The following is a 10,669-nucleotide window of genomic DNA, read 5'->3' as shown; positions in this document are numbered from 1 at the left end:
AAGCATCCTTCAAAGAATCAGATGCTCTCGACAGATTCAGCTCCTAAACCCCTTGTCACGCGTTAACTCACCCGATTGCCCTGCCACGTTGGGGTCGGGACGCACCACGTTGGGCACGCGATGCAAGGTCAGGCTAAGCGGATGCGGGGCGTCCGCAATCGAAACGCCGGCCCATGGTGAACGACTGGTTACTATCCGCAGGGGCTAACCCGACAAACCGAGTCAGGACAGCTGTGCGCAACGCGGAACTGCCGGCCTTGCGTGCTCGACGGGCTGTGACCCAGTTGATAAGCCCGTCTGCGAAAGGAGCGCCTGAGTCGAAATGACCGTTGCGATCGAGATGGGACACACGACCGCGGGCGCCCCGGCGACCCTGGATCTCGAGGAACTGCTGGCCACCCGTCTTTTGGTGCAGGGCAATTCCGGCTCCGGCAAATCGCATCTTTTGCGCCGGCTCCTGGAGCAGAGCGCGCCCTGGGTGCAGCAGACCATCATCGACCCCGAAGGCGACTTCGTCTCGCTGGGCGACCGTTACGGCCATCTGGTGATCGATGCCGAGCAGCATACCGAACGCGGCCTGCAGGCGGCCGGCGAGCGGGCGCGCATCCATCGCGTTTCCACCGTGCTCAATCTCGAAGGGCTCGATGCCGAGAACCAGATGCGGCGTGCCGCCGCCTTCCTCGGTGGGCTGTTCGAGGTCGCCCGCGACCACTGGTACCCGATGCTGGTGGTGGTGGACGAGGCGCAGCTGTTCGCGCCGGCGGTAGCCGGCGAGGTTTCCGACGAAACGCGCAAACTCTCGCTCGGCGCCATGACGAATTTGATGTGCCGTGGCCGCAAGCGCGGGCTTGCCGGCATCATCGCCACCCAGCGGCTCGCCAAGCTCGCCAAGAATGTCGCCGCCGAGGCGTCCAATTTCCTTATGGGCCGCACCTTCCTCGATATCGACATGGCCCGCGCCGCCGATCTCCTGGGCATGGAACGGCGCCAGGCGGAGGCTTTTCGCGATCTGGAGCGCGGGCAGTTCATGGCGCTCGGCCCGGCGCTGTCGCGCCGTCCGCTGGGGCTTCGCATCGGCCCGACCGATACCAACCCGCGCAACGGCACGCCGCGGCTGATGGCGATGCCGGAAGCGGCGCTCGAGGATGCGCGCGCCATCATCCTGGCCGCTCCGCCGCCGGAGACGGCGCGCGCACCGCGCCGCACAGCGTCGCCGGACCTGCTCGACCAGCTGATGGCGGCGAAGTCGGCTGCGCTGGAAATCCGCCCCGAGCCTGTGGAGCCGCAAGTCAGCGCCGAGGATCTGGCGGAGCGCCGTGAGCGCGTGGACCGTGTGCTGCGCGCCATCCTGGCGCAACCCGACGCGGGTTTCCGCGTGATCGGGGTGCTCTATCAGGAGTTCGTGGTCCGCTGCCGCATAGAAGGCCTCGCCTCGGTCGTGCCCGACCTGCCGGAGTTCCGCCGCATGCTGACGCGTGCCCGTGCCGGTCTCGGCTCCGACATGGCGGCAGGCGATGAGGCCTGGCAGGACGTCTCGGTGCGCGCCTCGCTGCTGCCCGACGACATGCAGGGCGTGTTCATGATGATCGCGCGGGCGGCAAAGGAGGGCTGGCCGTGCCCGAGCGACGCCGCGATCGCCCGCGCCTACGGCTCCCACTCGCTGCGCCGCGCCCGGCGCCTGTTGACCTATATCGAGGAACAGGGCCTCATCGTCTGCCAGCTCGACGGCACCGGAAAGCGCATCGTGACGCTGGTCGAACTCGCCTGGGCAACCGCGCCGGGCGACCCGAATGCCGAGGAGGTGGAGCAGGGGAGCCTGGCGCTGTGAGGGGACGGCCCATCAAAACAAGAAGATGGAGCTGCATTTCCATGAACCGATGCACCGCTCCAGGCAGCTGACCGGTATCCGTTCGACGAACGTGCTGAAAATCATTCGCGGCAATACCCGGCGACCATCACCTTCGTTCCGTAACTGTCTCGGCAAAACACTTTGCCAGATCTTGCGGCACTCCGAGCTTCTTTGCCCAGGATACCAATTCAGGTTTTTCCGATGGAGCCGCATATCCGCCCCATACTTCACGAAACTGCCTTTTTCCATTGACTGTCTGGAAGAACATCATGCCGTCATCGGCCACGGGCGTAGAAATATAAACGGCGCTCCATTTCCCGCTTTCCAGAATCGTTTGGAATTTCACCTGGGCTGGCTTGACCTTGTTGGTCATCGCCGATGCAACGAGAGGGCCAAACTCTTGTTCGCGCGCCTTCGTCACATCGACCTTTACGCCGTGGCAGTCGCTATTCGCTGCGAAAGCGGACGTCAGCGTCATTCCGAGCCCCGCGAGGCCGATCACAACGATCTTGGCACGTCGATGGCTGTCGAATTCAGACATAATCGGCCTCCTTGTTGGGTGCGTGGCCTATCAATTGGAATCGTCATCGTCCGATGAGCTGTCATCGGCCGGCGTATCGACCTCGCAGCCGATGCCGTGGCATCCTTGGTAATTGCCCTGCGTATCGAAATTCGGATTGCCTTGCTTATCGTACTGCGGCCTGTCGTCGATGCTTTGATCGCCATCATCAGGGTCGTCGACCTCGCATCCCAGCCCATGGCAGCCGATGTAGCGGCCACGCGTATCGAAGTTCGGATTGCCGTTCCTGTCGTATTGCGGCCGGTCATCGATCTCCCGATTTTTTTGCTGAGGCCGATCGACCAGGCAGCCGTTTCCGCGACAACCATCGTAGTCGTCGGTGGTGCATCCGGCGACCGCCACCAAGGCAGTGGCGATGATCGCGTAGACTGTGAATTTCATGGTTCATTCCTCGACTGGCTGGCCGCTGCGGATTGTCCGTCAAACGCGTAGCTCGACGACCACGAGCAGCCTGGGATGGGAGATGGTCCACAGCCTCAAAAGAAGAGCGGGCAGGATCGAGCCCACGGGAGGCCGCATCAGCGGATGTCGATTTCCCTTTCCATGCTTAGCGCCCGTCCGCCCAAGCATGCAGCAATCCGCGGACGCGGATGCTGTTGCCAAAAAAGCTGCATCCGAAGTCGGCCTGTGGCAAGAAAAAAGCGCCATAGCGCGGGTTGAATTTTGCGAATGCTTAATAATATGGAAAATAGTCTGGAGCTCGCAATGGTGTCTTAGCAGATACTAAAATGACATTGACGAAAAAGACCTGCAATATATGAATATAACCTTCTTGCGTATTCCATATCTCTTTGCAAATATATCATATTGTTGTTTCACAATCATATCAAATTGAAATGGCGGATCGCTTGATGACTTATTTTTTGATAGAGAATATCCTGATGTGTTGTAATGGCGGTTTTCGTTACTGGCCAGGCCGTTGCATGCATCCGAAAGAAAAGCCGCCGGCACGACAGCCGTCACGACAGGTAGTTTTCCGAGCTGCCGCATGCCGCAAAACAGCCGATCGGACCGTCCTGCACTTGCCTGGCAACACCGCGCGAGGGCCGGTCGCCGCTCATGGACGCGCCAGCCTTTCCGGTTTCTGGCGATACTCCCTTGCCGTCCTCGACCGGGTTGAGATGCCAACAAGGAAAGGATCGCCATGCGGACCTGGTGCAGGCTAGCCGGCTCCTTCATTGTGCTCCTGATGTTGCTGTGGCCGCAAGTCGCAGCCCAGGCGCAACAGCCTGCCGAGTCCTTGAACGTCGGCCTCTTCGTCAACCCTCCCTTCGTCATGAAAGATAAGGGGCAGTTCACCGGCATGGCGGTCGATCTCTGGGAGGGCCTCGCGGCTAAACTCGGCCACCAGTATCGCTACGTCCAGTTCGACACCATTCACGATCTGGTTCTGGCGGCCGCTTCCGGCAGGATCGACGTAGCGGTCACAAATTTGACGATCAATCAATCCCGGGCCGAACTACTGGACTTCACCCAGCCATGGTTCGACGGCGGCATGCGGATCATGACCAGCACGGATCGGGGAAAGGGCTTCGGCAACCTGATCGAGGGTCTTGGCGATGCCGGCTTCCTGACAGCCTATGCCTGGATCGCCTTGATCATTTTGACTGTCACGGTCCTGCTTACCTTCTTCGATCGCCAGTTTGACGAGGCTTTTCCCAAGCGGTGGCGCGACGGCTTCGCCGAAAGCTTCTATACGGTGATGTCGGTCGCGACATCCGGCAAGTCGCCTTCGCGAAAGAACCTGTTCGGCTGGGCCGGCCGTATCTGGCAGGGGCTATGGCTGGTCTGTGGTATCGCTGTCCTTGCCTATGTCACCTCTTCGGTGACGAGCGTGATGACCACCCTTTCCCTCACCAACAAGATCAATGGCCTCGCCGATTTGACCGACAAGCCGGTCGGTGTGCTGACGGGCACCGTCGAGGAGGATTTTGCCCGGCAACAGGGGCTTCAAACCCTCACCTACGCTGGGCTCGATCGTGCCGTCGAAGGTCTCGTGAATGGCGACGTGGCTGCGATCATCGCCGATGCCCCCGTTCTCGAATACCAGGCCTACACCCATCCCGATCTACCGGTGAAGGTGGTCGGGCCACTGTTCGAGCCTGATAAGTACGGCTTCGCGCTTCCGCGACAGAGCCTCCTGACCCGCCCACTAACGATAGAATTGCTTGGCGCTCATGATACGGGCGAGATCGATGATCTGCGGACCAAGTATTTTGGGTCTGATAAATGATGCTGGTGTGTCGATCGGCAGTGAAGCTTGGCCGCCCCCGACGCTTCTGACGAGGCTGGGAAACGGGCAAGTCGATAGGGCGACAGGGTGCATAAAAGTGCACTGTCACCGTAATTCCAATTCTCGACTGGCCGGTATGTGCCGCTAGGCCCGCGCCTACCGCTCCTCCACAATCCGCAAATACGCCGCCGTCACGAACAGCACGATCAGCCCAAACAGGATCCGCCTTGCGCCTTCGGGCATTTGCAGGATGGTCAGCAGGGTCGTCAGCACCGTCAGGATCAGCGCGCCGATGATGGTGCCGGTGTAGCCGCCGCGGCCGCCGAAGATCGAGGTGCCGCCGATTACGGCCGCCGCCACCGAGGGCAGCACCAGCGGTTCGGCGAGCGACAGCGATGGGGCCTTGATCAGGCCTATGTAGAGCAAGCCGGTGATGCCGGCGAGCACGCTGGAGGTGATGTAGAGCGCGGTGATGACCTGCCAGTATTGCACGCCGGACAGGCGCGTTGCGTGCTCATTGTCGCCGACGGCGTAGAGCAGGCGGCCGAAGCCGGTGCGGGCAAGCGTGAAGACGATCAGCGCCGCCAGCGGCACGAACAGCAGCAGGGCGTTGGGGATGCCATATGTCAGGCCGGTGCCGAGCCAGGCCAGGAAGTCGGGGGTTTTGGCGCCCGACGCGATCACCGTGCGCTGGTAGACCTGCAGGCAGCCGGTGCCTATCAGGCTGGTGCCCAGCGTCATGATCAGCGGGTGGACGCGGAAGACGCCGACGCCGATGCCGTTGATAAGGCCGATCAGCACCGCCGGCATCATCGCCAGCAGGAAGGCCACCGCCGGGTCCTGGTTGACCACTTGCGTCGCCATGATGAAGGCGCTCATCGTCGCCACCGTGCCGACCGACAGGTCGATGCCGCCGGTCAGCATGGTCATGGTCTGGCAGCCGGCGAGGATCGCCAGGGGGATGGCGAACTTGATGGTGTTGGCGATCCAGCGCTCGTTGACGATGCCGGGGCGCAGGATCTGCAGGATCACCACCAGGATGACGAGCAGGATGATCAGCGGGATCAGCGGCCGGTCAGCCATGAAGCGTTTGACGCGGCGGCCCCGTGGCACGGATTGGGGAGTGATCGCGGTGGTGCTCATTGTTGCCGCCCCCGCATCGTAATAAACGCGCCGAACATCACCACGGCGACCATGATGGCGCCTTCGATGATGGCGGTGACGTTGGGGTCGATGGCAAGCAGCGTCAGGTCGGTGCGCACCAGCCGCAGCACGAAGACGGCGACGATGGGGCCAAGCAGGCCGCCCTTGCCGCCGCCAAGCGCCACGCCGCCCAGCACCACCGCCGCCACGCTGGCCAAGAGATAGGGGCCGGGAATGGGCGCGCCGATGCCGGTGCTCATGGTCAGTGCCAGCCCGCCCATGGCCGCGAACAGGCCGGACAGCGCGTAGGCGATGATGCGGGTGCGCTTGACCGGCACGCCGCTGCGGAACGCCGCCAGCTCGCTCGAGCCGATCGCGTAGATGGAAAGGCCGAGGCGTGAGCGCCTGATCGGGATCCAGATGGTGCAGAGGCAGACGACCAGCAGCAGCAGTGCCTTCGGCAGCCAGGCGTCGATACTGTCGGGCAGGCCGGGTATCGGCACGGTGCCCGAGATCAGCGCCTTCAGCCATTCGGCGGCAGCACCGCCCGGTGCGTCGAGCACCAGCAGAGCAGCGCCCTGCAGCACGAACAGGGTGGCGAGCGTGACAACGATGTCGGGCACGCGGGTGACGACGATCAGCATGCCGTTGACGGCGCCGAGCATGAAACCCATGGCGAGCACGAAAGGCACCACGAACAGCGCGTATTCTTCCGGGGCGCCGGCCATCATCGAGGCGGCGGTGACGCTGGTCAGCGCCATCATGGCGGCGACCGACAGGTCGATGCCGCCGGCGATGACGACCACGGTCTGCGCGGCCACCGCAAAGGCGTAAGGCAAAACCGCTCGCGCGAGCGAACCGAAATCGCCACTGCCATAGGCCGGCTGGATCAGCTTTGTGATGATGAACAGGGCGACGAAGAGGGCGAATAGGCCGGCGACCCAGCCCCGGCGGCGCAAGAAGTGGCGGCTCATGGCGCCGCCCCCGGCGCGGTCGGCTCCGAAGTGCTCGACGTGGGATCGGCCAGAATGCCGATATCGGCCTTGGCGCCACGTGGCAGGCCATAGGCGGCGCGCATCAGCGCCGGCTCGTCGGCCTCCTCAACAGGGAAAATGTCGACGACGCGGCCACCGAAGATGACGATGACGCGGTCGCAGACACGCTGCACCTCTTCCAGCTCGGATGTGTAGAACAGCACCGACTTGCCGTGGCCGGCAAGCTCACGCACCAATTTGTAGATTTCCTGCTTGGTGCCGACATCGATGCCGCGCGTCGGGTCGAAGCACAGGATAGTGCGGGCATCCGCGGCGATCCAGCGGGCGATGGTCACCTTCTGCTGGTTACCGCCGGACAGGCGCTGCACCTCGCCTTGGGCGCGGGTGTCGATCTGCAGGCGCTCGATGGCGCTGACCACTTTCGTGCGCTCCCGGCGCATGTTGATCGGCCCCCAGTTGCGCGGCGCGGCGCTGAAGGGCAGCGCGATGTTCTCGCGCACCGAGCGCTGCATGGCGAGCGCCTCGGCGCGATCGCCCGGCACATAGGCGATGCCGGCGCGGATGGCGTCGATCGGGTGCGAGAATTTCACCGGGCTACCATCGACCTCTATCGTGCCGCCAGATGGCCGGATCGAGCCGGCCAGCGCCGCGAACAATTCGTCCTGGCCCTGGCCTTCGAGCGCGACGACGCCGGCGACCTCGCCATCGGCGAGATCGAAGGAGACGTCGTTGAGCTTGGTGCCGACGCGCAGATTGCGCACGGCCAGACGCGGCCGGGCAGGGGCGGACGCTGCCTTCTGGCCGGCGCTGCGGGCGGCGACGTGGGTCTTGACGATGCGGGTGCCGAGCATCAGCTCGACGATCTTTTCCTCGACCCCGGGCACGATATCGACGACGCCGACTGTCTCGCCGTCACGCAGCACGGTGGCGCGGTCGCAGAGTGCCGAGATCTCGACGAAGCGGTGGGAAATGAAGATCACGGCGCGGCCGCTGTCGCCCTGGCGGCGCACGACTTCCAGCACCTTTTCGGCGAGGTTGGCGGGCAAGGCTGCCGTCATCTCGTCGAGAAGCAGCACATCGGGCTCGACGGCCAGCGCGCGCGCCAAGTCGAGCACGCGCAGCACGGCCAGCGGAATGTCGCGCGCGGTGTCGCGGATATCGAGGTCGGGAATGCCGAGTTCGCGCACCCAGGCGCGGAACGGTTCGACCGGCGTGCCGGTCAGCCGCAGATTGGACAGCACGTCGAGATCGGGGATCAGCGACGGCTCCTGGTAGACGGGCAGCAGGCCGGCGCGGCGCGCGGCGGCGGGCGAGCGTATGTCGCGGGCCTCGCCACGGATCAGGATGCGGCCGGCATTGGCTGATATGGCGCCGGTCAGGATCTTCACCAGCGTCGACTTGCCGGCGCCATTGGCGCCCATCAGCGCGTGCACTTCGCCCGGCAGCACGGAGAGCGACGCGTTGCGAAGGGCTGCAACGGCGCCGTAATGCTTGGCGACGCCTGACGCGTCGAGGAGGGAGTTGCTGGTCAAATGGTTTGGGTCTCGATTTCTGTGGCCTGTTTAACCCAGCAGTACGCCAGGCTTGCGCGCGGCGTACTGCTGAGAGGCTCTGCCTTCTCCCCTTGTGGGAGAAGGTGGCCTCGCGAAGCGAGGTCGGATGAGGGGTATTTCAGGGAATGCCGACGTCTCACTCCGCTGGAACACCCGTCATCCGTCTCGGCGCTGCGCGCCGATCCACCTTCTCCCACAAGGGGAGAAGGCAGAAGCGCGGTTCTTACTCGCCCGGCCCCTTGCACGCCACGATCTGTTCCTTGGTATACGTCGTCCAGTCGGGGATCGAGATCGAGACCGGCCATTCCGGGCTGAGCGATGGATCGGCGGCGGCCTTCAACTTGGCCTTGCCTTCCTCGGTGGCGTTCTCCCACAGTTGCGGCTCGACTAGCACGGTCTGCTGTGCCGGCTTTTTGCCGTCGAGGATCTGCAGGGCGAGCGTCACGCCGGCGCCGCCGATCGAGCCGGGATTGGTCACCGCCGCACCGACGAGGTCCTTGACCGAGCTCAGCTGGCCGACGAAGCCGGCATTGTCGGCGCCGACCACCGGCACCAGCGGGGCCTGCGATTCGACCAGCGCGTCGACGATGACGTTGTCGATGCCGGAGGTCCACACGCCGTTGATCGGCGTGCCGGTGGCGAGGAAGGACAGCATCTGCTGCTTGGCCTGATCCTGCTGCCAGCCGGTGAAGACTTCCTGCGCGACCTTCACGTCGGGGAATTCGGCCAGCGCCTTCTTGAAGCCTTTGTCACGATCGCTGTCGGCGGAAGCGCCGGCCGCGCCACGCATGTAGAACACGTCGCCCTTGCCGCCCATCTGGCCGAACAGCCACTTGGCGCCGAGATAGGCGTACTGTTCCTGATTATTGGAGATGATGTAGGCCGACGGTTCGGTGACCGCCTGGTCGACCGCGACGACGACGATGCCGGCCTTGGTGGCTTCCTCGAGGCCCGCCTTGATGCCGGCCGGATCGGCGGGATTGACGACGATGGCGTCGACCTTGGCGCTGATCAGGTTGCGGATGTCTTCAAGCTGGCCGGCGGCATCCGTGTTGCGGTGGGCGATGTTGAGCTTGGCGACCTCGCCGGAAGCCAGCGCCTGTGCCTTCATGGCGCAGACCATCTCCTCGCGCCAGCCATTGCCCTGCACGGTGTTGGAGATGCCGATCGTGTATTTGCCAGCGGCGGACGAGACGCCCACCGAGGCCAGCAAGGCAGCACCCGCAAGCAGTGGGACCGTGGTCAGTATTTTCGTCATTTCAGACTTCCTCCACATTGTTTTTTAGTTCAGTTCCAAGTCGTTGAAGCGCAACGCTTATACAGAAATTCAGGCGCTGCGCTTCAACTCGTTGTTCTCTACATGTCTTTGTCGACCTGTATTTCCGCCGTCATTTGACGAAGGGACGCAGCACGTCGCGGGCGAGCAGGAAACCCCGCTTGACCTGATCGTCGCTGCCTTCAAATCGCCGATCCTCGTGCTCGATGATGATGGGGCCGTCATAGCCGGCACGGTAGAGGCCGGAGAAGAAGCTGCTCCAGTCGACATCGCCCAGCCCCGGCATGCGCGGCACCTGCCAGCCTATGCCGGAAGACAGGATTCCGCGCTCGTACAAACCATCATGATCAATCATCAGGTCCTTGGCGTGGACATGCAGCATATAGGGGCCGAATTCCCTGATGAAACGAGCCTGGTCGATCATCTGCCAGACCAGGTGCGACGGGTCGAAATTCATGCCGACATCGCCGCCCCAGGTTTCGAGGATGCGGCGCCAGACCTGCGGCGAATAGGCGATGTTGTGCCCGCCCGGCCACTCGTCATAGCTGAAGATCATCGGGCAGTTCTCGAAGGCGAGCTTGACGCCATGGTCGCGCGCATAAGCGACGATTTCAGGCCAGACCTTTAGCGCCTCCTGCCAGTTGACGTCGACGGTCTTCGACGCATCGCCGCCGCAGAAGGTGTTGACGACAGGCACGCCCATATTGGCTGCCAGCACGATCACCTTCTTCAGATGGGCGATGACCGCTTTGCGGTGGGCGGCATCGGGATGCAGCGGGTTGGGGTAGTAGCCGAGGCCGGAGATGGCGAGATTCTTTTCCGCCAGCGAGGCGACGATCTCATTCGCCTGTGCGGCGGAAGTCGAGGCGGCGTCGATATGGCTTGTGCCGGCATAGCGGCGGCTGGCGCCGGAGGATTTCGGCCAGCAGGCGATTTCCAGCGCCTCGAAGCTGGCCGCGCTTGCCCAGCCGGCGACCTCGCCAAGCGGCGTCTCCGCGAACGGTGCGGTGAGCACTCCAAGTTTCATGCTGCCTCCCCTG

General features: G+C 63.6%; 9 protein-coding genes. 2 read left to right on the top strand and 7 right to left on the bottom strand.

The annotated features are described in order from the left end of the window. Positions 1 to 322: 322 nt before the first annotated feature. Positions 323 to 1,828: a helicase HerA domain-containing protein gene (locus NKH03_RS27770; protein ID WP_352971975.1), complete on the top strand. Its 1,506-nt coding sequence runs from the start codon at positions 323 to 325 to the stop codon at positions 1,826 to 1,828. 127 nt (positions 1,829 to 1,955) lie between these two features. On the opposite strand, the gene NKH03_RS27765 is transcribed toward NKH03_RS27770, so the two are convergent. Continuing rightward, positions 1,956 to 2,390: a hypothetical protein gene (locus NKH03_RS27765; protein ID WP_352872478.1), complete on the bottom strand. Its 435-nt coding sequence runs from the start codon at positions 2,388 to 2,390 to the stop codon at positions 1,956 to 1,958. A 30-nt stretch (positions 2,391 to 2,420) separates the two neighbouring features. Continuing rightward, the gene (locus NKH03_RS27760) at positions 2,421 to 2,810 is read right to left on the bottom strand and encodes a hypothetical protein (protein WP_352872476.1); all 390 of its coding nucleotides are present in this window, start codon (positions 2,808 to 2,810) and stop codon (positions 2,421 to 2,423) included. Positions 2,811 to 3,618: 808 nt separating this feature from the next. Here NKH03_RS27760 and NKH03_RS27755 point away from each other — a divergent pair. After that, positions 3,619 to 4,662 (top strand): transporter substrate-binding domain-containing protein, encoded by a 1,044-nt coding sequence (locus tag NKH03_RS27755; protein WP_352971972.1) that lies wholly within the window; start codon positions 3,619 to 3,621, stop codon positions 4,660 to 4,662. Between the two features lie 156 nt (positions 4,663 to 4,818). Here the strand turns inward: NKH03_RS27755 and NKH03_RS27750 are convergent, their stop codons facing one another. The 5 genes from NKH03_RS27750 to NKH03_RS27730 all read right to left on the bottom strand — a co-directional run bounded on the left by NKH03_RS27750 (position 4,819) and on the right by NKH03_RS27730 (position 10,656). Beyond that, the gene (locus NKH03_RS27750) at positions 4,819 to 5,805 is read right to left on the bottom strand and encodes an ABC transporter permease (RefSeq protein WP_352971969.1); all 987 of its coding nucleotides are present in this window, start codon (positions 5,803 to 5,805) and stop codon (positions 4,819 to 4,821) included. Then, complete coding sequence (locus NKH03_RS27745; protein WP_352971967.1) at positions 5,802 to 6,779, bottom strand: ABC transporter permease; 978 nt, start codon at positions 6,777 to 6,779, stop codon at positions 5,802 to 5,804. The genes NKH03_RS27750 and NKH03_RS27745 overlap by 4 nt, the downstream gene beginning before the upstream one ends. Then, positions 6,776 to 8,332, bottom strand: coding sequence for a sugar ABC transporter ATP-binding protein (locus NKH03_RS27740; protein WP_352971965.1), 1,557 nt, complete (start codon positions 8,330 to 8,332; stop codon positions 6,776 to 6,778). The genes NKH03_RS27745 and NKH03_RS27740 overlap by 4 nt, the downstream gene beginning before the upstream one ends. 244 nt (positions 8,333 to 8,576) lie before the next feature. Next, the gene (locus NKH03_RS27735) at positions 8,577 to 9,611 is read right to left on the bottom strand and encodes an ABC transporter substrate-binding protein (RefSeq protein WP_352971963.1); all 1,035 of its coding nucleotides are present in this window, start codon (positions 9,609 to 9,611) and stop codon (positions 8,577 to 8,579) included. 130 nt (positions 9,612 to 9,741) lie between these two features. After that, entirely contained in the window at positions 9,742 to 10,656 is a 915-nt protein-coding gene (locus NKH03_RS27730) for a sugar phosphate isomerase/epimerase family protein (protein WP_352971960.1), read from the bottom strand. Positions 10,657 to 10,669: the final 13 nt, after the last annotated feature.

This window comes from Mesorhizobium sp. M1406 (assembly GCF_040317555.1).
Classification (GTDB): domain Bacteria; phylum Pseudomonadota; class Alphaproteobacteria; order Rhizobiales; family Rhizobiaceae; genus Mesorhizobium.
The sequence above is the reverse complement of the archived record's forward strand: the minus strand, read 5'-3'. Positions and strand labels throughout refer to the sequence as shown.

Coding starts and splice junctions, on each gene's coding strand:
- NKH03_RS27770 (WP_352971975.1), top strand. CDS start 323: ATGACCGTTGCGATCGAGATGGGACACACGACCGCGGGCGCCCCGGCG.
- NKH03_RS27765 (WP_352872478.1), bottom strand. CDS start 2,390: ATGTCTGAATTCGACAGCCATCGACGTGCCAAGATCGTTGTGATCGGC.
- NKH03_RS27760 (WP_352872476.1), bottom strand. CDS start 2,810: ATGAAATTCACAGTCTACGCGATCATCGCCACTGCCTTGGTGGCGGTC.
- NKH03_RS27755 (WP_352971972.1), top strand. CDS start 3,619: ATGTTGCTGTGGCCGCAAGTCGCAGCCCAGGCGCAACAGCCTGCCGAG.
- NKH03_RS27750 (WP_352971969.1), bottom strand. CDS start 5,805: ATGAGCACCACCGCGATCACTCCCCAATCCGTGCCACGGGGCCGCCGC.
- NKH03_RS27745 (WP_352971967.1), bottom strand. CDS start 6,779: ATGAGCCGCCACTTCTTGCGCCGCCGGGGCTGGGTCGCCGGCCTATTC.
- NKH03_RS27735 (WP_352971963.1), bottom strand. CDS start 9,611: ATGACGAAAATACTGACCACGGTCCCACTGCTTGCGGGTGCTGCCTTG.
- NKH03_RS27730 (WP_352971960.1), bottom strand. CDS start 10,656: ATGAAACTTGGAGTGCTCACCGCACCGTTCGCGGAGACGCCGCTTGGC.